Source organism: Plantibacter cousiniae (nom. nud.) (assembly GCF_977070315.1).
The window spans coordinates 23334-48982 of the sequence record NZ_CDRVEU010000006.1 but is presented as its reverse complement, the minus strand read 5'-3'; the positions used below and the strand labels follow the sequence as shown (position 1 = coordinate 48982).

At 60.6% G+C, this 25649-nt stretch carries 18 protein-coding genes, 2 pseudogenes and 1 riboswitch; of the genes and pseudogenes, 13 read left to right on the top strand and 7 right to left on the bottom strand.

Features of this window, described 5'->3' with window-relative positions; translation table 11 throughout:
• Window positions 1-174 precede the first annotated feature (174 nt).
• Window positions 175-1614 carry a TolC family outer membrane protein gene (locus ACW55A_RS13330; protein WP_003366255.1) on the bottom strand — a complete coding sequence of 480 codons (1440 nt, stop codon included), beginning with the start codon at window positions 1612-1614 and terminating at the stop codon, window positions 175-177.
• Window positions 1615-1781: 167 nt separating this feature from the next.
• Window positions 1782-1886, top strand: a riboswitch (TPP riboswitch).
• Between the two features lie 154 nt (window positions 1887-2040).
• Here ACW55A_RS13330 and thiC point away from each other — a divergent pair.
• On the top strand, window positions 2041-3930 hold the full coding sequence (gene thiC, locus ACW55A_RS13325; protein ID WP_060708598.1) for a phosphomethylpyrimidine synthase ThiC: 1890 nt from the start codon (window positions 2041-2043) through the stop codon (window positions 3928-3930).
• A gap of 295 nt (window positions 3931-4225) precedes the next feature.
• Window positions 4226-5515: a putative hydroxymethylpyrimidine transporter CytX gene (cytX, locus tag ACW55A_RS13320; RefSeq protein ID WP_096137199.1), complete on the top strand. Its 1290-nt coding sequence runs from the start codon at window positions 4226-4228 to the stop codon at window positions 5513-5515.
• On the opposite strand, the gene ACW55A_RS13315 is transcribed toward cytX, so the two are convergent.
• Entirely contained in the window at window positions 5484-6230 is a 747-nt protein-coding gene (locus ACW55A_RS13315; RefSeq protein WP_004654549.1) for an RsiV family protein, read from the bottom strand. The genes cytX and ACW55A_RS13315 overlap by 32 nt on opposite strands.
• 207 nt (window positions 6231-6437) lie before the next feature.
• On the opposite strand from ACW55A_RS13315, the gene ACW55A_RS13310 reads away from it, so the two are divergent.
• The 9 genes from ACW55A_RS13310 to ACW55A_RS13270 all read left to right on the top strand — a co-directional run bounded on the left by ACW55A_RS13310 (window position 6438) and on the right by ACW55A_RS13270 (window position 15783).
• On the top strand, window positions 6438-7055 hold the full coding sequence (locus ACW55A_RS13310; RefSeq protein WP_003366260.1) for an NUDIX domain-containing protein: 618 nt from the start codon (window positions 6438-6440) through the stop codon (window positions 7053-7055).
• The gene (locus tag ACW55A_RS13305) at window positions 7052-7498 is read left to right on the top strand and encodes a DUF1249 domain-containing protein (RefSeq protein ID WP_498811327.1); all 447 of its coding nucleotides are present in this window, start codon (window positions 7052-7054) and stop codon (window positions 7496-7498) included. The genes ACW55A_RS13310 and ACW55A_RS13305 overlap by 4 nt, the downstream gene beginning before the upstream one ends.
• Before the next feature lie 145 nt (window positions 7499-7643).
• Entirely contained in the window at window positions 7644-8450 is an 807-nt protein-coding gene (gene cpdA / locus ACW55A_RS13300) for a 3',5'-cyclic-AMP phosphodiesterase (RefSeq protein ID WP_080336584.1), read from the top strand.
• 88 nt (window positions 8451-8538) lie between these two features.
• Complete coding sequence (locus ACW55A_RS13295; RefSeq protein ID WP_003366268.1) at window positions 8539-9156, top strand: YqiA/YcfP family alpha/beta fold hydrolase; 618 nt, start codon at window positions 8539-8541, stop codon at window positions 9154-9156.
• Window positions 9157-9241: 85 nt separating this feature from the next.
• On the top strand, window positions 9242-11146 hold the full coding sequence (gene parE / locus ACW55A_RS13290; RefSeq protein ID WP_498811326.1) for a DNA topoisomerase IV subunit B: 1905 nt from the start codon (window positions 9242-9244) through the stop codon (window positions 11144-11146).
• The gene (locus ACW55A_RS13285) at window positions 11143-12120 is read left to right on the top strand and encodes an esterase-like activity of phytase family protein (RefSeq protein WP_455808235.1); all 978 of its coding nucleotides are present in this window, start codon (window positions 11143-11145) and stop codon (window positions 12118-12120) included. Before parE ends, ACW55A_RS13285 begins: the two co-directional genes overlap by 4 nt.
• Window positions 12117-12638, top strand: a complete 522-nt coding sequence (locus ACW55A_RS13280) for a retropepsin-like aspartic protease family protein (RefSeq protein ID WP_455808234.1) — start codon at window positions 12117-12119, stop codon at window positions 12636-12638. Before ACW55A_RS13285 ends, ACW55A_RS13280 begins: the two co-directional genes overlap by 4 nt.
• A 10-nt stretch (window positions 12639-12648) precedes the next feature.
• The gene (gene parC / locus ACW55A_RS13275; protein WP_010439406.1) at window positions 12649-14904 is read left to right on the top strand and encodes a DNA topoisomerase IV subunit A; all 2256 of its coding nucleotides are present in this window, start codon (window positions 12649-12651) and stop codon (window positions 14902-14904) included.
• Window positions 14905-15087: 183 nt separating this feature from the next.
• Window positions 15088-15783 (top strand): PqiC family protein, encoded by a 696-nt coding sequence (locus ACW55A_RS13270; protein WP_024661443.1) that lies wholly within the window; start codon window positions 15088-15090, stop codon window positions 15781-15783.
• A 394-nt stretch (window positions 15784-16177) separates the two neighbouring features.
• Here ACW55A_RS13270 and ACW55A_RS13265 read toward each other — a convergent pair whose 3' ends face one another.
• Window positions 16178-17722 carry a HAMP domain-containing protein gene (locus ACW55A_RS13265; protein WP_003431947.1) on the bottom strand — a complete coding sequence of 515 codons (1545 nt, stop codon included), beginning with the start codon at window positions 17720-17722 and terminating at the stop codon, window positions 16178-16180.
• Between the two features lie 130 nt (window positions 17723-17852).
• On the opposite strand from ACW55A_RS13265, the gene serB reads away from it, so the two are divergent.
• Window positions 17853-19067: a phosphoserine phosphatase SerB gene (gene serB, locus ACW55A_RS13260; RefSeq protein WP_003431946.1), complete on the top strand. Its 1215-nt coding sequence runs from the start codon at window positions 17853-17855 to the stop codon at window positions 19065-19067.
• 66 nt (window positions 19068-19133) lie between these two features.
• On the opposite strand, the gene ACW55A_RS13255 is transcribed toward serB, so the two are convergent.
• The 4 genes and pseudogenes from ACW55A_RS13255 to ACW55A_RS13240 form a co-directional block, all read right to left on the bottom strand.
• Window positions 19134-20918 carry a cyclic-di-GMP receptor FimW-related protein gene (locus ACW55A_RS13255; RefSeq protein WP_455808233.1) on the bottom strand — a complete coding sequence of 595 codons (1785 nt, stop codon included), beginning with the start codon at window positions 20916-20918 and terminating at the stop codon, window positions 19134-19136.
• 256 nt (window positions 20919-21174) lie between these two features.
• A pseudogene (asd, locus tag ACW55A_RS13250) lies at window positions 21175-22014 on the bottom strand (archaetidylserine decarboxylase); the annotation flags it as partial.
• Between the two features lie 180 nt (window positions 22015-22194).
• Window positions 22195-23007 (bottom strand): annotated as a pseudogene (locus tag ACW55A_RS13245) (rhodanese-like domain-containing protein); the annotation flags it as partial.
• A gap of 45 nt (window positions 23008-23052) precedes the next feature.
• A complete protein-coding gene (locus tag ACW55A_RS13240) occupies window positions 23053-24588 on the bottom strand; it encodes an HDOD domain-containing protein (RefSeq protein ID WP_498811325.1) in 1536 nt (511 codons plus the stop codon).
• A 207-nt stretch (window positions 24589-24795) separates the two neighbouring features.
• Between ACW55A_RS13240 and motA the strand changes: the two genes are divergently transcribed.
• Window positions 24796-25647, top strand: coding sequence for a flagellar motor stator protein MotA (motA, locus tag ACW55A_RS13235; protein ID WP_003342993.1), 852 nt, complete (start codon window positions 24796-24798; stop codon window positions 25645-25647).
• The last annotated feature ends 2 nt before the right edge of the window (window positions 25648-25649 follow it).

Below are 25649 nucleotides of genomic sequence, written 5' to 3'. Positions count from 1 at the left end.
GTCCAGAACGGCATGCCGACGCAGAGCGTCGGCACGATAGTTGAGCTCGTCCAGACGCCTATCGTTCCTCACGCTCCAGCGTGGGAATGCCTTGGGTGACGCTCCGCGTCACAAATCTGCGTCGCGCTGCATGACTTGAAGTCGGGCGCAGAGCATCCAGATCGGTCAGCAATCTCAGCGCTTTGCAGGTCGCTCGAAGTTCTTCTGCGCGGCAGTCGCCAGGTCCGGCGGCAGGAAGTCCTTGTCCGGGTTGTAGTCGGCCTTCAGGTAGCGCGACAGGTCCTGCAGGTCGCCCGGGTTCAGGGTGCCTGCTGCCTGCTTGAGACGCAGGTTGTCGAGGATGTAGTCGTAACGCGTGTTGTTGTAGTCACGCACCGAGGCATATAGCTGGCGTTGCGCATCCAGCACGTCGACGATGTTGCGGGTGCCGACCTGATAACCGATTTCCGTGGCTTCCAGCGCGCTCTGGTTGGAGATGATCGACTGCTTGCGGGCCTGGACCTGCTCCACATCGGTATTCACCGCGCGATGCAGGTTGCGCGTGTTTTCCACCACCTGACGACGTAGGCTTTCACGGCGTTGCTCGCTCTGGCTCAGGCGCGCATAGGCTTCGCGTACCTGTGAACTGGTCAGGCCGCCGCTGTAGATCGGGATATTCAGCTGCACGCCGATGCTGCGCTGCTCGACGTCGCCGCCGTAGTTGCGGCCGGTGTAGTTGGGGTTGCTGAAACCCAGTGCATCGTTATCGCCACGCTGATAGGTCGCCACGGCATCGAGCGTCGGCGCGTGCCCGGCCTTGCGCTGACGCAGGGTTTCTTCGGCGGCACTGACTGCGTAGTTGCTGGCCAGCAGATTGAGGTTCTGCTGCGCGGCAGTATCGACCCAGGCCTTGGCGTCATTGGGCGTCGGCGCCAGCACCGGCAGGGTATGTACGATGCCTTCGATCGAGTTGTATTCGCGGTTGGTCAGCGTCACCAGCGCCTGAAAGGCGTCGTCGACCTGACGCTGGGCAATCAGTCGGCTGGCGCGTGACGTGTCATAGCTGGCCTGCGCCTGCAGCACATCGGTCTTGTCCGACAGGCCGACATCGAAGCGCTCGTTGGCCTGATCCAGCTGGCGCTTGAAGGCCGCTTCCTCGGCTTTGGTCGAGGCCAGATTGTCCTGTGCACGCAATACGCTGAAATAGCTTTGCGCCGATTGCAGGATCAGATTCTGCTCGGTAGCCGACAGTTCCAGTGCTGCCTGTTCGTTGCTCGCTTCGGCAGCCTGCAACTGGAACCAGCGGTCAGCGCGGAAGATCGGCTGGCTCAGCGTGGCCTGATAGAGGTTGCCGCTGCGGGTGGCCACGGCTCTGGGCTGATCGATGCTGGTGCGGGTGCTGCTGTTCTGGGCGCTGCCGGAAATATTCGGCAGCAAACCGGCGCGGGCCTGCGGCACGGCTTCCTTGCGCGCATCGTAATCGGCGCGCGAGGCTGCGAGGTCGGCGTTGTTGTCCACAGCCTGCTGATAAACGCTCAACAGCCCTGTCTGCGTTGGCATTGGCAATTCGGCTGCCCAGGTCAACCCGCTGGACGCAAACGAAACAGCCACGACCAACGAAAGTTTGCGCAACATGAGGCATTCCCTGTTCATGAAGAAAATAATTACAGTTCGGGTTGAAGAGAAACCGGGCTAGGGAGTGTAGAGCCAGACGCTTTTGGCAACAATCGTCGATTTGCGCCATTTATCGAACCCCGTGCAAATAGGCTGGCGTTGCGACGGCACCCCGTCATAGACTGGCGGCGTTCTTGTCGGGGTGCCTTGCTATGAGGCTGAGATCGGTTAAACCGGATCCCGTTGAACCTGATCAGGTTAGCGCCTGCGTAGGGAACAAGATTTCTCGTCTCCCGGCGAGTCCTCTTGAGTGCCGTCCGGGGTCGATTGTTCAAATAATGAACAGTTTCGCCTCCTTTCGATACTCAGCACCAGCACTGGTGCACCCGTCCGTCATGTCAGGTCACTCCGACAATAAATCCGCAACTGGATGTCTGGAGAGCCGTGATGAGTATAAAAGCAAAAAACGCAGCCCATTTGAGCGAGTCGGCGCAAGTCGATTCCGGATCGGTACAGCCGTTTACCCGTTCGCAGAAAATCTACGTTCAGGGTTCGCGCCCGGACATCCGCGTGCCCATGCGCGAAATCACCCTGGACGTCACCCCGACCGACTTTGGCGGCGAGATCAACGCCCCGGTCACGGTCTATGACACCTCCGGCCCCTACACCGACCCCAATGTGATCATCGACGTGCGCAAAGGCCTGGCTGACGTGCGTTCGCCATGGATCGACTCGCGCAATGACACCGAGCGTCTGCCGGGCCTGAGTTCCAGCTTCGGCCAGCAACGCCTGAGCGATGCCGAACTCACCGCGCTGCGTTTTGCCCATGTGCGCAACCCGCGCCGGGCCAAGGCCGGCGCCAACGTCAGCCAGATGCACTACGCGCGTCAGGGCATCATCACCGCCGAGATGGAATACGTCGCCATCCGCGAGAACATGAAGCTTCAGGAAGCCCGCGCCGCAGGTCTGCTGACCCAGCAACATGCCGGGCACAGCTTTGGCGCGAGCATCCCGAAGGAAATCACTGCCGAGTTCGTGCGGGAAGAGATTGCCCGGGGCCGCGCGATCATCCCGGCCAACATCAACCACGTCGAGCTTGAGCCGATGATCATTGGCCGCAACTTCCTGGTGAAGATCAACGGCAACATCGGCAACAGCGCATTGGGTTCTTCCATCGAAGAAGAAGTCGCCAAGCTGACCTGGGGTATCCGCTGGGGCTCGGACACGGTCATGGACCTGTCCACTGGCAAGCATATTCACGAAACCCGCGAGTGGATCATCCGCAATTCGCCGGTGCCGATCGGTACGGTGCCGATCTATCAGGCGCTGGAAAAGGTGGGCGGTGCAGCCGAGGACCTGACCTGGGAGCTGTTCCGCGACACGTTGATCGAGCAGGCCGAGCAGGGCGTCGATTACTTCACCATCCACGCCGGTGTGTTGCTGCGTTACGTGCCGCTGACCGCCAAGCGTGTCACCGGTATCGTCAGCCGTGGCGGTTCGATCATGGCCAAATGGTGCCTGGCGCACCACAAGGAAAACTTCCTTTACACCCATTTCGAAGAAATCTGCGAAATCATGAAGGCCTACGACGTCAGCTTCTCGCTGGGCGACGGCCTGCGTCCAGGCTCGATTGCCGATGCCAACGATGCGGCGCAGTTCGGTGAGCTGGAAACGCTGGGCGAACTGACCAAGATCGCCTGGAAGCATGATGTGCAGACCATGATCGAAGGCCCTGGCCATGTGCCGATGCAGTTGATCAAGGAGAACATGGACAAGCAACTGGAGTGCTGCGATGAAGCGCCGTTCTACACACTGGGCCCGCTGACCACCGACATCGCGCCGGGTTACGACCACATCACCTCGGGCATCGGTGCCGCCATGATCGGCTGGTTCGGCTGCGCCATGCTGTGTTACGTCACGCCCAAGGAGCATCTGGGGCTGCCGAACAAGGATGATGTCAAAACCGGGATCATCACCTACAAGATCGCGGCTCATGCGGCGGATCTTGCCAAAGGCCATCCGGGTGCGCAGATCCGCGACAACGCCTTGAGCAAAGCGCGTTTCGAGTTCCGCTGGGAAGACCAGTTCAACCTCGGCCTGGACCCGGACACCGCGCGTTCGTACCACGACGAAACCCTGCCCAAGGATTCGGCCAAGGTCGCGCATTTCTGCTCCATGTGCGGGCCTAAATTCTGCTCGATGAAGATCACTCAGGAAGTCCGCGAGTACGCCGCCAATCAGCGCATCGAGGCGGTAGACGTCGATGTTGCTAAAGGCCTGGCCGAGCAGGCCGAGCGCTTCAAGCAGGAAGGCAGCCAGTTGTACAAGAGGGTGTAGGGGGCGACAGGTGCACGACAGAGCACCGCTAGCGGTTATCGCTACGCTCCAGCATTGGGCTTTACGACTCGGAGCGTCGCACGATAGTTGAGATTATCGTTCCGCACGCGCCAGCGTGGGAATGAAGTTCTCGACGCTCTGCGTCGTCAAGAGGACGCGGAGCGTCCAGAACGGCATGCGACGCAGAGCGCCGCACGATAATTGCGATGATCCCACGCTCTGCGTGGTGGCGCTGTTCTGGAAGCTCCGCGTCCGATCCCGAATCACCGATCAACACCCCATACGAGACACAAACGTGAACACACCCGGCACCTATTCTCCTGACACCCCTGTACCCGCCAGCCAGCGGGTGTTCGGCGCGCGGGATCTGTTTTCCCTGTGGTTTTCCCTCGGCATCGGTCTGATGGTGTTGCAGACCGGGGCCTTGCTGGCGCCGGGGCTGGGCATGTCCGGCTCGATGCTGGCGATTTTCCTCGGCACGCTGGTGGGCGTCTTGCTGCTCGCCAGCGTTGGTGTGATCGGCAGCGATACCGGCCTGTCGTCCATGGCCGCGCTCAAGCTCAGCCTGGGCAGCAAGGGCGCGTCGCTGCCAGCGGTATTGAACCTGCTGCAACTGATCGGTTGGGGCTCGTTCGAGATCATCGTCATGCGCGACGCAGCCAGTCTGCTCGGCGCGCGGGCTTTTGCAGAGGGCAGCCCGTGGAGCAGTCCGCTGCTCTGGACGCTGTTGTTCGGCGCACTGGCCACGCTGCTGGCAGTCAGCGGGCCATTGACCTTCGTGCGCCGTTTTCTGCGCAAGTGGGGCCTGTGGATACTGCTGACGGCGTGTGCATGGCTGACCTGGAATCTGCTGGCCAAGGCTGATCTGACCGCGCTGTGGGCAACCTCCGGCGATGGTTCGTTGCCGTTTGCCTCGGGGTTCGACATTGCCATCGCCATGCCGCTGTCCTGGCTGCCGCTGATTGCCGACTACTCACGTTTCGGGCAACGCGCGAAAAGCGTCTTCGGCGGTACGGCTGCAGGCTTTTTCATCGGCAACTTCTGGTTGATGAGCCTGGGTGTCGCCTACACCCTGGCGTTCGCCCCGAGCGGTGAGGCCAATGCTTTGCTGCTGGCACTGGCCGGCGCAGGTCTGGGGATCCCGCTGCTGCTGATTCTGCTGGACGAAACGGAAAACGCGTTCGCCGATATTCACTCGGCTGCGGTCTCCACTGCTCTGCTGTCACGCATCAAGGTCGAGCATCTGGCGTTGGTGATTGGCGTGATCTGTACGCTGATTGCCTGTCTGGCACCGCTGGCGCAGTATCAGAACTTTCTGTTATTGATCGGCTCGGTATTCGCGCCACTGTTCGGCGTCGTGCTGGTTGACCATTTCATTCTGCGTGGTCGCAGTGGTCAGGCAACGGAGGGCGGTTTGCGCTGGATGAGCCTGCTGGCGTGGCTCGGCGGGCTCAGCACCTATCATCTGCTGGCCAATCTTTATCCCGAAGTGGGCGCAACACTGCCAGCGCTCATTGTCGCTGGCGTGTTGCAGCTGCTGATCGGCGGTGCGATCAGCCGCGGCCGGGGAACAGTTCCGGCTTGAGGATGCCATTGAGCTGAGGATAAGGAATCTTCAGCTCGATGTGGCCCATCGAATACGGCGCGATGGTGTCGACCGAGTACTTGAGGATCACTGCGCCGTAGGTCAGCGCAATATGCGGCGTGCGCTTGAACGGCCAGGTCTTCATGAACTCGCTGTCTTCATTCATCTTGGTCGATACCAGCCAGCCCTGGTGGGCCAGTTGGGCTTTCTGCCAGAACTCGCTTTCCTTGCCCGGGATGATCATGTCAGCCAGGGTCAGGACTTTCTGCTGCTGACGCGAATAGTTGATGAACGCCCGGCCAGGGTTGCCGTGGGCACCGCCGGTATCCAGATAGCTGGACAGTTCGACCACTACGATACCGTCATGCTGTTCGCGTACCTTGGCCTGCAGATAGCTGCTGTTGCGACCCTGGGCCTGGCTCAGGAACTGTTCCTGATAGGCTTTGATCGACGCAGGCGGCGATGCGCTGCTGTCGGCAACGGTCAGTTGCAGCAACGTCTTCTGAACGATGGCGTCCAGTCGCGGCTCATCGGGGAAGTGCACGGTATCGATGTTCACCAACGGGCAGTCGGCCGTGGTGCAGCCCGGCTTGATCAGCTCGGAAGCATCGCGCTGGACTTGCAGCGGTGTGCGCATGTTGGGCGTGAAGAGGCTTTGGCAGGCGCCGAGCAACAGGGCCAGGCAAGCCAGTGAAGTGATCCTCAATAACGACATGTTGATCCTTGGCAGTGTCAGTAAAGGCGGTTGCGTTGTACGTATGCAGGCTGGTTGGACTGTAAACAACGTCTTCGGTTCGATCATGGCAGATTAGAATTGTTTTAAGCCCCGGCCGTCTACCCTGCATGTTCAAGGGGGCTGCATCTGACTGCCGATGCGCGTTAGGATGGCCCGATGTCAAAAACGGCGGCAAGCGAGAAACCCATGACCCAGACCACACGATCTGCACCAAGCGCTTTTGAAACCATAAAGCGTGAAAACTGCTTCAAGGGCTTCTATAAGCTGGACAAGCTGCATGTGCGCCACGAATTGTTCGCGGGCGGGATGAGCAAGGAAATCAGCCGCGAACTGTTCGTTCGCCACGACGCCGTCTGCGTGCTGCCTTATGACGCCAAACGTGACGAAGTCGTGCTCATCGAGCAGTTCCGCGTAGGCGCCATGAAAAAGACCAACAACCCCTGGCTGATCGAGCTGGTCGCAGGTCTGATCGACAAGGATGAACAGCCGGAAGAAGTTGCTCATCGCGAGGCAGAAGAGGAAGCTGGGCTGAAGTTCGAGGCATTGTGGCCAATCACCAAATACTTTCCCTCGCCGGGTGGCAGCGACGAGTTCGTTCACCTGTTTCTGGGGCGTTGCAGCAGTGAAGGGGCGGGCGGATTGCACGGGCTTGAGGCCGAAGGTGAAGACATCCGGGTAACAGTCTGGTCATTCGATGACGCATTGCAGGCGATGAAAGACGGAACAATCAAGAACGCATCAACGATCATCGCCTTGCAATGGCTGGCGCTGAATCGTGCAGAGATAAGGGGTTTATGGTCGTGAATCCAGTGCGCGAACGCTACCGTGTCGATCTTGCCGGACTGCAGGCTGCGTGCGAGGCCAACTACGCGCGCCTGATGCGCCTGCTGCCCGACATGCGCAACGAACAGCGCTCCCGCCGCGTCGCCGTTACCCAGGGTGATCAGATGCTGGGCGTGCTGGCAGTCGAAGTGTTGCTTGACTGCCCGTACACCACCACCTTGCAGGTCTGCCAGGAGCACAGCCTGCCTTGGCTGCCGGTGCCCAAGCTCGAAGTACAGGTCTACCACGACGCCCGCATGGCCGAAGTCATCGGCGCCGAACATGCGCGGCGCTTCCGGGGCATCTATCCCTACCCCAACGCCGACATGCACCAACCAGACGAAAAGGCCCAGCTCAACCTGTTTCTCGGTGAATGGCTGAGCCACTGCCTGGCGTGTGGGCATGAGTTTGAAGCGGTGCGCTGATCGCCCCCCGATACACTGATGGTTCTTGCCACCCAGGACCGTGAATCAGCAAATGTGACCAAATGCTCGTCTGCACGCACTTTCCCGGTTTACCCGCCCGTTGCCACATCACATAATCGCGCTGAATCCTCTCTGGGAGACGGTCTTGCCGAGCGCAGCCCTTTCATCGTCAGTTTTGCTGGTGCAGATATCCGACAGTCACCTGTTCGCCGAGGCGGACGAGGCGTTGTTGGGCATGAGCACGCGGGACAGTCTGGAAAAAGTCGTTGATCAGGTGCTGGCCGAGCAGCCGCACATTGATCTTGTGGTCGCCAGCGGCGATATCTCGCAGGACGGCAGTGTCGAGTCTTACGAAGCGTTTCGTCGGATAAGCGGGCGGATCGACGCGCCTGCGCGCTGGTTCGCCGGTAATCACGACGAACTGCCGCAGATGGAGCAGGTTGCGCAGCCTAATGGGTTGCTCGACCCAGTGGTGGATATCGGCCAGTGGCGGGTGACGCTGCTGGATTCGGCAGTGCCCGGTTCGGTGCCTGGTTTTCTCGCGGCTACGCAATTGCAGTTGCTGGAGCAGTCGCTGAGCGAAGCGCCTGAGCGGCATCACCTGATCTGCCTGCACCATCACCCGGTGGCGATTGGTTGTGAGTGGATGGCGCCGATCGGCTTGCGCAATGCCGATGCGTTGTTTGACGTGCTCGATCGTTTTCCGCAGGTTCGCGCCATACTGTGGGGCCATGTGCATCAGGAATTCGATCAGATGCGTAACGGCGTGCGCCTGCTGGCGTCGCCTTCGACCTGCATTCAGTTCGCCCCGGGCAGCGTGGATTTCAAGGTCGACACCACGGCGCCGGGCTATCGCTGGCTACGACTGCATGACGACGGGCGGCTGGAAACGGCTGTTTCCCGAGTGGTCGGCCTGGAGTTCGAGGTCGATTACGGCGGCACCGGTTATTGATTGGTCTGGCGGATACGTTTCCGGTGAGGTGTTGTAGCGTAAGTCCCTGTAAACTACACGGCTTTGCCTTGCACTCGGGAGCGACAGCGTGACGAGCGACACACCTTCACTGCTATACATCCATGGCTTGAACAGCTCGGCCCTGTCGAGAAAGGCCTGTCAGTTGAGTGCGCTGATGAAGTCTCTGGGTCTGGCTGATCGTCTGCAAGTCCCTGAACTGCATCACCATCCGCGCCAGGCCATGCTCCAGCTTGAAGCGGCTATCACGGCGCTGGGACGGCCATTACTGGTCGGCAGCTCCCTCGGCGGCTACTATGCGACTCATTTGGCGCAGCGGCACGGCCTCAAGGCGGTGCTGATCAACCCGGCAGTCAATCCGCATCAGCTGTTCGACGGGTTTCTCGGCGTGCAACAGAACCTGTACACCGGCGAGCAGTGGCAGTTGACCGAAGACCATATTCGGGCGCTGGCCGAGCTGGAAGTACCCGCGCCGCAGGACCCGCAGCAGTTTCAGGTGTGGCTGCAGACCGGTGACGAGACGCTCGATTATCGTCGCGCCGAGAAGTTTTACCGGGCCTGTGCCTTGCGCATTCAGGCGGGCGGCGACCACAGTTTTCAGGGCTTTGCCGAGCGCATGCCGGCACTGCTGACGTTTGCCGGATTTGCTCCCGATCTGTTGCAGAAGATCGACCTGTCGGCGCTGTAAGTGCGGCAGGTGATGGATGCCCGGTCACATGAATGCAAGAACATTGAACCCCCGAAATTCCATGAAAGATTGATAACGAGAACCCATGGCCAATCCCAGCGCTAGCTCTTATAACGCAGACGCCATCGAAGTCCTCTCGGGCCTCGATCCGGTTCGCAAACGTCCGGGCATGTACACCGACACCTCGCGGCCCAACCACCTGGCTCAGGAAGTCATCGACAACAGCGTCGACGAAGCCTTGGCCGGTCACGCGCGTTCGGTACAGGTCATCCTTCATGCCGACAATTCGCTCGAAGTGTCGGACGACGGCCGCGGCATGCCGGTGGACATACACCCGGAAGAAGGCGTGTCCGGCGTCGAGCTGATCCTCACCAAGCTTCACGCAGGCGGCAAGTTCTCCAACAAGAACTATCAGTTCTCCGGCGGCCTGCACGGCGTGGGCATTTCCGTCGTCAACGCGCTGTCCACCCAGGTTCGGGTGCGGGTCAAGCGTGATGGCAACGAATATGAAATGACCTTCGCTGACGGCTACAAGGCCACCGAGCTGGCGGTCGTCGGCACTGTCGGCAAGCGCAACACCGGGACCAGCGTCTATTTCGCCCCCGATCCGAAGTATTTCGATACGCCGAAGTTTTCCGTCAGCCGTCTCAAGCATGTGCTCAAGGCCAAGGCGGTTCTGTGCCCGGGCCTGCTGGTCAGCTTCGAAGACAAATCCAGCGGCGAGAAAGTCGAGTGGCATTACGAAGATGGCCTGCGCTCCTACCTGCAGGACTCGGTCACCGAATTCCTGCGCCTGCCGGACGAGCCGTTCTGCGGCAGCTTCACCGGTAACAAGGAAGCGGTCGACTGGGCGCTGCTCTGGCTGCCCGAAGGGGGCGACAGCGTTCAGGAAAGTTACGTCAACCTGATCCCGACTGCGCAGGGCGGCACCCACGTGAACGGCTTGCGCCAGGGCCTGCTGGATGCCATGCGCGAGTTCTGCGAGTTCCGCAACCTGTTACCGCGTGGCGTGAAGCTGGCCCCGGAAGACGTCTGGGAACGCATTGCCTTCGTCCTGTCGATGAAAATGCAGGAGCCGCAGTTCTCCGGGCAGACCAAAGAACGTCTGTCGTCCCGTGAAGCGGCGGCCTTCGTCTCCGGTGTGGTCAAGGACGCATTCAGCCTGTGGCTCAACACGCACTCCGAACTGGGGTTGCAACTGGCCGATCTGGCGATCAACAACGCCGGTCGGCGCCTCAAGGCGAGCAAAAAGGTCGAGCGCAAGCGCATCACTCAAGGGCCGGCGTTGCCGGGCAAGCTGGCCGACTGTGCCGGGCAGGACCCGGCGCGCTCCGAACTGTTTCTGGTCGAGGGTGATTCTGCCGGCGGTTCCGCCAAACAGGCGCGCGACAAGGAATTCCAGGCGATCCTGCCGCTGCGCGGCAAAATCCTCAACACCTGGGAAGTGGACGGCGGCGAAGTGCTTGCCAGTCAGGAAGTCCACAACATTGCCGTGGCCATCGGGGTTGACCCGGGCGCAGCCGATATCAGCCAGTTGCGTTACGGCAAGATCTGCATCCTGGCGGACGCTGACTCGGACGGTCTGCACATTGCAACGCTGCTGTGTGCGTTGTTTGTGCAGCACTTCCGCCTGCTGGTCGACGCCGGGCATGTGTATGTCGCCATGCCGCCGCTGTACCGGATCGACCTGGGCAAGGAAATCTACTACGCGCTGGACGAAGCCGAGCGTGACGGGATTCTGGACCGTCTGGTCGCTGAAAAGAAACGTGGCAAGCCGCAGGTCACCCGATTCAAGGGCCTGGGTGAGATGAACCCGCCGCAGTTGCGCGAAACCACCATGGACCCGAACACGCGTCGTCTGGTGCAACTCACGCTGGATGATTTCGCGGCCACCTCGGAAATGATGGACATGCTGCTGGCGAAGAAGCGTGCAGGTGATCGCAAGTCCTGGCTCGAGTCGAAGGGCAACCTTGCCGAGGTTCTGACTTGATACGAGCCTGGCTCGCCGCCCTGATCCTGGTTGCCACGCCGGTTGTCGCTGCGCCACTCGAGGCCCTGAAGCTGCAATCCGAGCACCCGGTAGACGATATGGCCGGTGGCAATCTGTCAGGTCTGGCGATGTGCAACGGCCAACTGTGGACCGTGTCCGACCGTGACGATGATGTGCTGTACAGCCTGGATGTGTCGCAAGACATCTGGAAGGCTCAGTCACATCACATTGACGCACCTGCGCCACAAAGCTATCTGCCGTTGAAGTTGCGTTTCATGGCGGGTCTTTCCGCGCTGATACGCGGTGGCAGTCTGGATTTCGAAGGTGTCAGCTGTGACGCCGCTGGCAATCGCTACCTGGTCAGCGAGGCCTACGGCACGGTGCTCAAGGTTCCGGTCAGCGGTAAACCGGTCTGGCTGGATTTGCCGCAAGCGCTGGTGGATCAGGCGCGCGCTCAGGGCATGTTGCAGCGCTTCAACGCGATTTTCGAAGGGATTGCCGTGAGTCCTGCGGGCGACCGTCTCTGGCTGGCGGCCGAACGCGAGAAGCGTGGCTTGCTGGTGGTGCAACGCGACAAGCAGCAGTGGACCTGCGGGCAAAGCTGCGTGCTGCTGTCCGAGTCCGGTCTGGACGCGTTGCCGCCGGAGCAGGGCAGCAAAAAGGTGTCCACGGATTTTTCCGATGTGTCGCTGTACAACGGCAAGCTGTTCACGCTGGAACGCGCGGTGTACCGCATCTGTCGGCGTGATCTTGAGACAGGGCAGGTCGAGCGTTGCTGGTCGTTCGCCAAAGAGGCGATGGTGCCGTCGCGTCGTTACGATCAACCCTACGGCCTGACCGAGGCACTGGTGGTCGACGAGAAGGGCGCATGGATCGGCATCGACAATAACTTCGGTGCACGCGCCGACGGTGAGAAACGCCCGATCGTCTGGCGCTTCGCTGCACCTGAGGCGGGCTGGAGTGCTGGGCAATGAGCGACGTGCAGCCCGGCAAGCGCGCCGGCAAGGTGTTGATGATCGTGGCCTGGGCGGCCGGTCTGTTTCTCGCGACGCGCTTTTTCGGCGATTGGGAAGACCGGCAGCAGAACCCCAACACCGTGGTCACCTCGCAACACGGTGACGGCTATATAGAGGTGCAGCTGGCAGGCAATCGTCAGGGGCACTTCGTCACGACCGGCCAGATCAACGGCCGGACAGTGGAATTCATGATCGACACCGGGGCGACCGATGTGGCCGTACCCGGTGACATGGCTGACCGCCTGGGGCTCAAACGTGGCTATCCGGTCACGGTCAGCACGGCCAATGGCACCAGTCAGGGTTTTCGGACCACGCTTGAGCGCTTGCAACTGGGCGATATCGTCCTGACCAATGTGCGTGCCCTGGTGGCACCCGGCCTGGACGGTGAGCAGGTGCTGCTCGGTATGAGCGCAATGAAACAACTCGAATTCACACAGCGTGGCGGCAATTTGCTGCTGCGCCAGTCAACGAAATGATGAGGCCCGCATGAGCGACTCCCTTGACCTCAGCCTGGATGGTGTAGAACGCCGATCATTGGCTGACTTCACCGAACAGGCCTACCTCAACTACTCCATGTACGTGATCATGGACCGTGCCTTGCCGCATATCGGTGACGGCCTGAAGCCTGTTCAGCGACGTATCATCTACGCGATGAGCGAACTGGGCCTGGGTGCCGACGCCAAGCACAAGAAGTCGGCGCGTACCGTCGGCGATGTGCTCGGCAAGTTCCACCCGCACGGTGACTCGGCCTGTTACGAGGCGATGGTGCTGATGGCGCAGCCGTTCAGCTACCGCTACACGCTGGTAGACGGGCAGGGCAACTGGGGTGCGCCGGATGATCCCAAATCCTTTGCGGCCATGCGCTACACCGAGGCGCGCCTGTCGCGTTACTCGGAAGTCCTGCTCAGCGAGCTGGGCCAAGGCACTGCTGACTGGGTGCCGAACTTCGACGGCACCCTGGATGAACCTGCGGTGTTGCCGGCACGTTTGCCGAACATCCTGCTCAATGGCACCACCGGCATCGCCGTTGGTATGGCCACCGATGTGCCGCCGCATAACCTGCGCGAAGTCGCCAGTGCCTGCGTTCGTCTGCTGGACGATCCCAAGGCCACGGTTCCCGAGCTGTGCGAGCACATTCTGGGGCCGGACTATCCGACCGAAGCGGAAATCATCACGCCGCGTGCCGACCTGCTGAAAATCTACGAGACCGGGCGTGGCTCGGTGCGTATGCGCGCGGTTTACCGCATCGAAGATGGCGACATTATCGTCACTTCACTGCCGCATCAGGTATCCGGTGCCAAGGTGCTGGAACAGATCGCCGCGCAGATGCAGGCCAAGAAGCTGCCGATGGTTGCCGACCTGCGCGATGAGTCGGACCACGAGAACCCTTGCCGTATCGTGATCATCCCGCGCTCCAACCGGGTTGAGCTGGACGAACTGATGCAGCATCTGTTCGCGACCACCGAGCTGGAATCCAGTTACCGGGTGAACATCAACATCATCGGCCTGGATGGCAAGCCGCAGCTCAAAAACCTCAAGACATTGCTCGGCGAATGGCTGACGTTCCGTATCGGTACGGTGCGTCGCCGTCTGCAATTCCGTCTGGACAAGGTCGAGCACCGTCTGCACCTGTTGGACGGTTTGCTCACGGCGTACCTGAACCTCGATGAAGTGATTCACATCATCCGTACCGCCGAGCACCCGAAGGCGGAGCTGATCGCGCGTTTCGATCTGTCGGAAATTCAGGCCGATTACATCCTCGACACCCGTTTGCGTCAGTTGGCGCGTCTGGAAGAGATGAAGCTGCGCAGCGAGCAGGATGCCTTGCGCAAAGAGCAGGCCAAGCTTCTGGCGCTGCTGAGCAGCGAGTCCAAGCTGCGCAAGCTGGTGCGTGCCGAACTGATTGCCGACGCTGAAACCTATGGCGACGACCGTCGTTCGCCCATCGTTGCCCGTGCCGAAGCCAAGGCGCTGTCTGAAAATGAACTAATGCCCACCGAGCCGGTGACTGTCGTCCTGTCGGAAAAAGGCTGGGTACGCTGTGCCAAGGGGCACGACATCGATGCGACCGGGCTTTCCTATAAAGCCGGGGACGGTTTCAAGACCTCGTCCATTGGCCGCTCCAATCAGTTCGCCGTGTTCATCGACTCGACCGGGCGCAGCTATTCGGTTGCCGCCCACACCCTGCCCTCCGCGCGAGGCCAGGGCGAGCCACTGACGGGCAAGCTGCAACCGCCACCGGGTGCGACCTTCGAGTGCGTATTGTTGCCGGAAGACGATGCGCTGTACGTGATCGCGTCGGATGCCGGTTATGGTTTTGTCGTCAAAGGCGAAGACCTGCAAGCCAAGAACAAGGCGGGTAAGGCGCTGCTGAGCCTGCCGGCCGGGGCGAAAGTCATCCTGCCTCGCCCTGTGCCTGATCGTGAGCAGAACTGGCTGGCAGCCGTAACCACCGAAGGCCGTCTGCTGGTGTTCAAGATCAGCGATCTGCCGCAGTTGGGCAAAGGCAAGGGCAACAAGATCATCGGTATTCCGGGCGAGCGAGTAGCCAGCCGTGAAGAGTATGTGACTGATCTTGCGGTGATCGGGCAAGGCGCTACGCTGGTACTTCAGGCGGGCAAACGAACGCTGTCGCTGAAACCTGAAGACCTCGAACATTACAAGGGCGAGCGTGGCAGACGTGGCAATAAACTGCCAAGGGGCTTCCAGAGGGTCGATGCATTATTGGTGGAAAATAGCTGAAAACATTGATCTGGCACCAAGGTTCTTCGTTTTGCCATGAAGTACGATGCATAATCGCTGGAGTCATGGTGCATATTCACGGATGATATGGGGTCTTGGGGTGCATGCGTGGCTCAGTGCCTGCATGGGTCTTGAAAGTACTAATACTGTGGCCTGTCTCTGGACGGCCACCTGGATGGGATGATGAATTTTCTACGCCTTCCCTTGATCCTGCTGATGACTGGCGTTCTGGGTCTGGCTGGTTGCAGTGTGCGCCAGCCGACCGCGCTTTATCAGCTCGATAGTGGTGAGCCTGGTCAGCCGAAACAGAGTAGTGGTCTGGCAGTATTGCTGGGTCCTGTTTCGGTGGCCGACTATCTGCAACGCGAAACACTGCTGCAACGCCAGCCTGACGGCACCTTGACCGCTTCGTCCGATGGGCGCTGGGCGGGCAACCTGTCTTCGGATATCGACCAGTTGCTCTTGCGTCAGCTGGCCTGGAAGCTGGACAGCCAGCGCGTCGTCATGGCGCCTGCGACGGCCAGCTTCACGCCCGATGTTCAGGTCGTGCTGTCCATCACCCGCCTGGACTCCGGTGCCAAACAGCCCGCGGTACTGGACGCGCAATGGCGACTTCTGGACCGCAAGGGTCACGTCCGGGACAGCCGGCTGGTGCACCTGGAACAAGTCCATGCCGGCAGCTCTGCCGATCAGGTCAAGGCTCAGGGCGTGCTGTTGCAGCGCCTGGCTGATCAGGTCAGCACTGCGATCAAACCGATTTCCTGGCAGGCGCTCGACGAGCCGAAAAAAACGCCTGTCGCCAAGGCCAAAGAGCCGGACAAGCCAAGAATTCCACTGGCGTCCCCTATACGCACCGATCTTGAAGTGTTCCGCTTCTAGGGTCGGCCCAACAAAAAGCCCGCAGCGATGCGGGCTTTTTGTTGGGCGCTCATCTGGTTCTCACACTCCGGCGTTCCTGACGCGCTGCACAGTCAGGATAGGACGCAGAGCGTCCAGAACGGCATGCCCACGCTGGAGCATGGGCACGATGGTGGTCTTGCGGACGCCTATCGCGCCTTACGCTCCGGAACGGCATGCCTGCGCTGGCGCAGGGGTACGATGGTGGTCTTGCGGGCACCTATCGTTCCTCACGCTCCGCGTGGGAATGCAGGTCGTGACGCTCTGCGTCACCTGATTGCGCCGGACCAGGTCGGTCAGGATCGGACGTCGAGATCCCAGAACGGCGTGCCCATGCAGAGCATGGGCACGAGAGGAGAGTGAGCGGAGGAGAAAATCAGGCCTTGTTGGATTCGTGCATGCGCGCCAACTGGCGTTCGAGCATCGAAGGGTAAGGCTCCATCAGGCGTTCTACGCAGCAGGCACCTTCAGGGCTGGCGATCGGGCGGATGCGGGCGCGTTGACGGATCAACGGGTCGTCGTTGATGCGGCGTTCGACCAGCAGCAGGTTGCGGCTGTGCTGAGACAGCGCCAGTGCATCCTGCGCGGTTTCGGTCAGCAACAGATCGATCTGGCTCAGACCGCTCAAGCCTTCGCCCAGCGTCAGGCCCAGTTGCAGTTGCAAGGTGATGCCGCTGTCGGCCACCTCGATCTGCAAGGCATGGCTGAGTGCGCGTAACAGCTCACCGCAGCAGATCGCGTTGGTCAGGTAGTCATCACCGCTTTCGTGGCTGTGGAACAGCATCAGCGTGCTGCCGTCATTCAGCGTGTGCAGCTCGCTTTCATACAGCGAGGCGGCCTGATCGAGGCAGTCGCGGTAGCGTTGCAGCAATTCGGTCAGGCGTGCGCGCGGCAGGCGGCGCAATTGATCCTGCGCGCCCAGTTGCACGGCCAGCACTGCACTGTTGTGCGGTTCGACCGGCGCTACCGAGGCAGCCGCCGGGCGAACGGCTGGCGAGTTGTCCGAGTGGTCGCGCAGATCGGCGAACGGATCCTCCTCATCGTCGTCTTCATCTTCCTCGGCAACGATGCGGCGCTGCACCGGTGGTGCCGGCAGGCGCGGTTTTGCTTCGCTGCTGCGTGCCGAAACCTTTGGTGCGGGCTTCTCTTCCGGCTCCAGATAAGGATCTTCGCTGTCGTCTTCCTCGCCGTCATACTCGGGCTCGGGCAGCGGTTCTGGCTCCGGCACCGGCGGCGCGAACGAGGTGCGCAGCTGGCGCGCCAGATCGCCGATTTCATCCTGGCGATCAGTGGCTGGTGTATACGGGTCAATATCCCGCAGCCAGATACGCATCTGCATCAGTGGCGTGGAGATGTGGCGGCCAAGACGCAGGCTCAGCGCCAGCGCCAGGGCCAGCAGGATACCGGCCAGAATGCCCATGCTCTGCAGGCTGATGGTCATCGGCTGCTGGAACTGCGACATGTCGAGGCTGATGCGCAGATGGCCCGCCATCACGTCCTGGAACGTGATCTTGATTTCATACAGACCCTGAGCTTCCCCCAGCAGACCGTTTTTCGGACGCTGGCCGGCCTCCGCGAGGATGCGGTTATCCACACTGTAGATAGCGGCATGCGCTACCAGCGGGTTCTTGACCAGATTGCCCAGCAGCACGTTGAGACTGAGGATGTCGTTGGACACCAACAGCTCGGTAGCCGAGGTGGCGGTCTGGGTGGTCAGGGCCTGCCCCAGCGCATCGGCCTGTTCATGCATGGCCTGCTTGAACTGCAGGCCCATGACACCGGCGTAGATCACCAGCGCCAAAGCGACCAGGATCACGTTATGGCTGGCAATGCGCAAAGCGATCGGTACACGGCGATGACGCAGGGCACGAAAGATGAGCAGGAAGAAATTATCGGTTTTAACGGGCGTGGGCCGGTTCACAGAGCACGGCTCTTTCGGTGAAGTTGTCGCGCAGTATAACGAGCGACCCAGTGGCGGCAAAGCGCTGCCTGTGCCCGGTGGTCACTGAATGTGGTTAGAATGCGGTTTTTTTCCACTGCGGGGGTGCGCCTTGCGCGAAATCGTCCTGATTAACATCACTGGTGTCGACCGTCCCGGTCTCACTGCAGCCATCACCGGCGTCCTCGCCCAGGGTGGCGTGAACATTCTCGATATTGGTCAGGCGGTGATCCACGACACCCTGTCGTTCGGCATCCTGGTTGAAATTCCGGATACGGTGCAGGGATCCTCGGTGCTCAAGGACATCCTGTTCACCGCCTACGAACTGGATCAGCAAGTCCGTTTCACTGCGGTGTCCGAAACCGACTATCAACACTGGGTCGAAGGCCAGGGCAAGGCGCGTCACATCGTTACGCTGCTGACCCGTAAGGTCACGGCCGAGCAATTGCAGTGCGTCAGCGCCATTACTGCCAAGTACGGGCTGAATATCGATCAGATCGATCGGTTGTCCGGTCGTATGCCGCTCGACACCCCGGCCGACAAAGGCAAGGGCTGCATCGAGTTCACCGTGCGCGGCGAGCCTGCCGACCCGAAAGCCATGCAGGCCGAATTTCTCGCGGTTGCCCAGGATCTCAACGTCGATATCGCGTTCCAGCAGGATTCGCTGTTCCGTCGTAACCGGCGCCTGGCGGTGTTCGACATGGATTCGACCCTCATCGAGGCCGAAGTCATCGATGAACTGGCCAAGGCAGCAGGCGTCGGCGAGCAGGTTTCCGAGATTACCGAGCGTGCCATGCGCGGCGAACTGGATTTCAGCGAAAGCTTCAAAGAGCGTCTGGCCCTGCTAAAGGGGCTCGATGTGAGCGTGCTGGATGAAATCGGCGCGTCTCTGCGCTTGACCGAAGGCGCTGAAACGCTGTTCTCCGAGCTCAAGCGGCTGGGTTACAAGACGGCGATTCTGTCGGGTGGCTTCACCTATTTCGCCAAGCAGTTGCAAGCAAAGCTGGGCATCGATTACGTCTTTGCCAATGAACTGGAAGTGGTTGACGGCAAGGTCACCGGCGTAGCGGTCGAGCCGATTGTCAATGCGCAGCGCAAGGCCGACCTGTTGCGCGAACTGGCTCACAAGGAAGGGTTGAGCCTGGAGCAGACCATCGCGGTCGGCGACGGTGCCAATGACCTGCCGATGCTGGCGATTGCCGGGCTGGGTGTAGCGTTCCGTGCCAAGCCACTGGTCAAGCAATCGGCCAAACAGGCCATTTCGACGCTGGGACTCGATGGCGTGCTGTATCTGCTGGGTTTCCGCGACCGCGAAGGAAAGCGCTGACGCTCAGGCCGTGGTGGTTTGCCCCTGATGGCGAGGAGCCAATCGCGACGGCTGTCGCAGTGATCGCTACAGCGTGCCCCACAAGGAATCGAATTCCTGATCCGGCCTGGCCTTTTCGGTTTCGGTCGCTTTCGGGGCGTCGTACATCTGATACTCGAACTGATTGTAACTGGCGCTACTGACCTGCCGGTTGCTCAGTGACGCGCGGCGTTCTTCACCGGCGACGTTGATCATCACCTTGTTGCCCTCCTGAAAAGGCAGACGCGGTGCGAGCACGGTGGGCGGTTTTTCCATGGCGCGTACTTCCGGCAGCATCAGGGTTCGCAGGTACTGGCTGTTCTGCTGTTCGCGAATCAGCTGCATGCCGCATGGCTGGGCAAACGGGGCGATCAGTTCGATCCCCATCTGTGTGCCGCCGCTGCGTACCTGGCGGATCCAGCGCACGATGGCAATGCTCCAGCCCTGGCCGGCGTCATCCTGAATACCCACCAGTTCGCCAGCCTGCAACTGCTGAGGTACGTCCTTCTGCCACGCCAGGCAGTATCCGCCCGGGCTGTGGTTGACAATATTCAGGTCGAAGGTCGGAAACGTATGCTGGTTGTTGGAAAGCGAGTCGCTGTCGCCGTCGTTTTTCGGGTATTCGATCTCTTCGTAGGGCAGCAGAACGGATGAAGTCTTGCCGCGCTGAGTGTCGAAGGCAGACGCCCACGGATCGTCCGCGTCATCATTGGCCATCTTCAACGAAAAGCTCGCTGCACTGGTGGCGCTGTTCAACTGCAACAGCTCGCTGAACGACTTCTGGCCAGCGACATAGAAATGCAGCGCGCTCATGCCGATGCACAGTTTCAGCGTGCCCTGACCGGGCGTGCGTTGAAAGGTGCGTTCGGCCACATCACCCCAGGCGACCGCCAGATGTTGCAGCAGGTCGGTGTTGATACCGGTTGGAATCAGCAACGGCGAAGGGGTGCGCTGGTCATCCGGCAGGGCCAGGTACTGATTGATCGCTTCAGCCAGCGCGTAGGTATTGATACCCAGCAGCCGAGGAGATTGTTCGTCGCTGAACAGGGTGCGGTACAGCGGCGGTTTGTCGACCGTCGGGTCCAGGGCGAAGAGGCTGCTTTCAGTGGCCGGCAATTGCAGCTTTACCAGAGGGCTCCAAGCCTCCAGCGCATCGGCCAGTTTGCCGATGTTCAACTGACGCATCTGGTTGCAGCGTGAGCAACCCATCAGCAGCGCGATCACGTAGGTCTGTTCCACGCTCAGCACTTTGCTGTGATGGGCCAGGGGCTCTTCGACCGGCGTGTTGTGCAACTGGTACTGACGGGCAATCTGGTAGATCTGATGCAGCTCGAGCCACAGGCCGTCCTGAACCGGACAGTAAAGCTGGTTGGCGCGTATCAGTGGCCCGTTGAGACCATGCAGTGCGCGTTGCAGCGCAGTGCTGAACAGCCCGGCCTGGTCTCGGGTATAGCGCGGGGCGACCTGCTGAATGATCTGCTTGTAACCGGTTGCGAGATGGTTTTGCAGCGCCTGGCAAAGGTTGGCCACCTTGCGTGGTCGCTCGTCCAGCACAATGGCCTGATTGAGAAAGTGACGTTCAAGGTGCTTGCAGACGAAGTACACCTCGGGCCGCAGCAACTCAAGCAATTGCAGGCGGTTCTCGCTCGGGGTGATCAACTGGTTCAGCTCGGTCAGCCCTTGATAGAGCTGGCGCGCCATTTCTCCGAGGTTCGCCTTGGGCAATCTGGAGATCCAGCGTTTGAGGTCGCGGGGGTTGGCTTCACTGAATGTCAGGCTCGACTGCGTCGGCGTGGGGGCACGCAATAGCAGAGGGAGGCTAAAATTACTCATGTGACAGGCAAGCTCCAACAACTCACTGGCGCGGACGATGGCTTCAGATGGGGGGCCGAGGTTATCGCGCACCCGCGATGTGCCGAGCATACGCCCATGAAAGTGAGAAGTATCCTACAGCATCGATGTAACGACTTTACCAGTATCGACATCACCCCGCAGCAACTATGGCCTCATGCTATTACCGTCCGGCGGCACGTTGCATGAGCGCCAATATCCATCATCGGACGCTCATGCAGCGAGGCTCAGGCCGCGATCATGCCTGGGCAGGAACAGCCAGTGCCTGTCCCATTTGAACCTTGGAACCCGCCGTCAGTTGTTCGGCCCATTTCACCTGACCTGGACCGAACAGCACGATGGCGGTAGAGCCCAGCTTGAACCGACCCAATTCGGCACCTTTTTCCAGGTGGATCGGCGCGCGCGCCGCTTCGTCGTACCTGAACGTTTTCAGTTCACGCTTGGGCGGTGTGACCAGCCCGGCCCATACCGTTTCGACAGACGCCACGATCATCGCGCCGACCAGCACCACTGCCATTGGTCCGCGCTCGGTGTCGAACAGGCAGACCACTCGCTCGTTACGGGCGAACAGCTCGGGTACGTTTTCAGCCGTGGTCTGGTTGACCGAGAAGATGCGGCCCGGCACGTAGACCATTTCACGCAGCGTGCCAGCCAGTGGCATGTGGACGCGGTGATAGTCCTTCGGCGACAGGTAGACGGTTGCGAACTCGCCGCCCATGAAGGGCGCTGACAGCTTGGGGTCACCGCCGAGCAGTTCCAGTACGCTGAAGCTGTGGCCCTTAGCCTGGAAGATCCGGCCGTGGTCGATAGAGCCCAACTGGCTGATGGCGCCGTCGGCTGGCGAAAGAATCGCGCCCGGCGTGGTATCGAGCGGGCGGGCGTCGGCTTTCAATGCGCGGGTGAAGAACGCATTGAAGTGCTCGTAGGACGTCAGGTCTTCGACCATGGCCTGCGACATGTCCACTTGATAACGGCGGGCAAACCACGCGGTGAAAGCGTTTTTGAACCAGCGTACGCGGCATTCGGCAACGCAGCCTGCCAGTCGGGACAGCAGGTGGTGCGGCAGCAGGTACTGGCTGATGATGAACAAGCGGTCTTTCATTGAGGGTCCTGAGGATGAGTGTCCTGAATATTTCTGCGAGGCCTGTCGCGGCTCGCTAGAGCGGACAGGTTCGACGGTTTCGGCTGGTGCTGGCTGCGCAGGCGCGACGGGTTGCGCAACCTCGACTGACTCGGCGGGCGCGGCGGCCACTTCCGGAAGTTCTACCGGTGTCTCCGGGTGATTGCCCCATTCACCCCACGAGCCGGCATAGGCCTTGACCCTTGGGTAGCCCAGCGCCTTGGCCACCAGGTAGGTGAAGCCCGAGCGGTGATGGGTCTGGCAATGCGTGATGATTTCCTTGTCGGGCGGGATGCCCAGGTCGCGAAGGATCTCCGGCATGTCCTGGCGAATACGCAGGTTGCGCGCCTTGTCCATGCCCGCCGTCCACTCGAAATTGACGGCGCCGGGTATATGCCCGCCTTTGGCCGCGACCACTTTTTCGCCCGAATACTCGGTCGGTGCACGAGCATCCCAGATCGCCAGATCGGCGGCGCCCAGACGGCTTTGCAGGTACTCGAGTGTGGCGGTAGGTTCGTCGTGCAGCGTCAGCGTTACCGGGGTATCGGCAGCAGGCGGAACGTCGGTGCTCAGTGGCAGCAATTGCGCTTCCCAGGCCAGCAGTCCACCGTCCAGATAGTGATAACGGCTGTGGCCGATGACATCCAGCAACCAGATGAAACGCCCGGCCCAGCCGCCGCCTTCGTCATCGTAGACGACATACACGGCATCGGGGTTGTGGCCCAGTTCGCCGAACAATTGCTCAAGGCTGGCAGTGTCGGGCAGCAGGCCGGGGGCCGGAGGCTTGCCCAGTTGCGTACGTTTCGGATCGACGAAGCGGGCACCGCGAATGTGCCCGGCTTCGTAGCGAGCGCTGCTGGTCAGATCCACGAGGATCAGTTCCGGGGCGTCTAGACGCTCAAGCAGATCGTTGGGTTCGATGACCAGCGACAAGCCAGTGAATGCGGACATTTGCAGCCTCCGATGAAAGGAAAGGGGCGAATTGTACGCCAGGCCTCATGCTTTGCGATGACTAAAGATGCCCAGTGCCCGTTCAATACATTGCGCGGTTTTTCCGAATGCCTGGACGGAAATTTCCGACAAGGCCCCGCCGCCCTGGTCGGCGACCACCAGCAGCATGACTTTGCCGTTGTTGCTCAGAGAGCGAATCAGCCAGTGCTGACCACTGAACAGGGTTTTCAGCGGCGGGGGCAGCAGGGCGGCAAATTGCGCACTGTTGGCGGGGGGCATGCGTAACTGTGTCGGCTGTGTGAGCAGGCGCTGCAGTACGGTGCTTTCCTTGATGAACAACTGCAAGGTTGCGGCGTCCTTCGGCAGCCCGGCAGTCTGATTGACGCGCAGCACCGTTGACGTCTTGTCCAGCATCAGCAGCATGACCCGCTCCATGCCACACGAGATAAATGCATCGCGCGCCGACGTGGTCAGGTGCATGGCGTTGATGAACGGGCTGGGATCCTGCAGCAGCTCGGCACACTGCTTGCGCCACAGTTGCAGGGCGTCTGCCGATGGCGGCGGTGCAGGTTCATTGTCGCGCCTTACGCGGCGTGCGTCCCACGGCCAAATCAGCGATTCGGCCGGGTGCCAGAGGTCTTTTTCCGCATGGATGCGGGCGCTGCTCGCGGCATTCTGGTGCGCCTGTTGCTGTACTTCGCCGATCGACTGTTGCAGGTAAAGGCTGGTCAGCCGTTCCCAGCGCAGGCAGTGCGGGCTGTTCCAGGCATTTTGCGCCGCCAGCGCCAGGCCATTGCCCAGCAACACGGTATTGGCGGGCTGGTTCAGCCAGCGCCGCAGGTTGGGGTCGTCGTCCATGAGTTGTTGCTGGTGCAGCGGGCTGTGTTCTTCGCGGGCGATACGCAACGCCTTGGCCAGATCGCGTCGCTCGTTGATCAACAGTTTATAGCCGCGCGTGACCCAGATCGGCAGGCGCCAGAACTCGGCGAGTGCCAGGCATAATTCCAGCAGGTTGACGCCGAACAGCTCTTTTTCCACGGCAACGCTGGAATGGCCCTTGTGGATAACCCGCAGTTCCAGTTCTTCGAGCAGCTTCGGATAGGCCAACGCCATCGGCCAGAGCGGTGACAGAAACAGCAGGCTGCCCATGTGGATGTCCTGCCAGAGTCGCGCAAGGCGGCTGGCAAACAGGCCGTTGGCCTGTTGCGTGGCGTGCTGACTGACCAGAATCAGCTGGCGATAGGCCGCAGGAATTTCTTCAGGCGGCTTGGCCGGCAAACGGCCCAGAAGGACTTCGGTGCGCGCCAGACCCAGACGATTGATCGCAATCTCAAGGCTCTCGGCCTGCTCGGTCAAACCGTGCGTGTGGTGATTGGCCTCGCGCATCACGCTCAGCACCAGCGCAGGACTTTCCTGCATCATTTCAGCGATTTCACGCAGTGAGCGACGACTGTCGTTCAAGGCGGAGCGGACGTGTCCATGATTGACGGCAGGGACCGGCAACGCGATACCGTCAAGCAGTTTGACCCAGGCATCCAGCGTCTTCGGAACGAGGTGATGTGCTGCGTGTACTGTCGGCATTCGAGGGCCTGTGCTGCTGATTATCTGAGCTGGAAAACCGCCAGCGTACGGGGCGCTGAGGCCAGTTTCCTCCTTTTATGGAGGCGCATAAATGGGTTTTTCAAAAGAACCGGCTATAGTCTGGCCCAGTTAGGCCGATAAGGAGAAGAAGAGATTCAACAACTTCCGGACTGTCCCTGAACCCGACTCAGTAAAGTATTTTTTCCTATGGCTAAAATCATCGGCATCATTGTCGTTCTCGCAAGTGTCATCGGCGGATATGTGCTGTCCCATGGCAAGGTCATGGCGCTGTTCCAACCTTACGAGGTCTTGATTATCGGCGGTGCTGCACTGGGCGCGTTCCTTCAGGCCAACCCTGGCTACATGTTCATGCACGTGTTCAAGAAGTCGCTGAAGATGTTCGGTTCGCGCTTCACGCATGCCTATTACCTCGAAGTGCTGGGCCTGGTTTATGAAATCCTCAACAAGAGCCGCCGTGAAGGCATGATGGCGATTGAAGGGGATATCGAAGACGCTGCTTCCAGCCCGATCTTCGCCAAATACCCGGGTGTCCTCAAGGATGAACGCATGACTGCGTACATCTGCGACTACCTGCGGATCATGTCGTCCGGCAACATGGCTCCCCACGAGCTGGAAGGTCTGTTCGACATGGAACTGCTGAGCATGAAAGAAGACCTTGAGCATCCATCCCATGCTATTACCGGTATCGCCGACGGTATGCCCGGCTTCGGTATCGTGGCTGCGGTACTGGGTATCGTGGTGACCATGGCGTCGCTGGGTTCCGGCGACAAGGCTGCGATCGGTATGCACGTAGGTGCGGCGCTGGTCGGTACGTTCTTCGGTATTCTCGCGGCTTACGGTTTCTTCGGTCCTCTGGCCACCAGCCTTGCGCATGATGCCAAGGAAGAAATGAACGTTTACGAGGCCATCAAGGCGTCCCTGGTGGCCTCGGCCTCCGGCATGCCGCCTTCGCTGGCTGTCGAGTTCGGCCGCAAGGTTCTCTATCCGCTGCATCGCCCCAGCTTCAGCGAGCTGGAACAAGCGGTTCGCGGTCGCTAAGT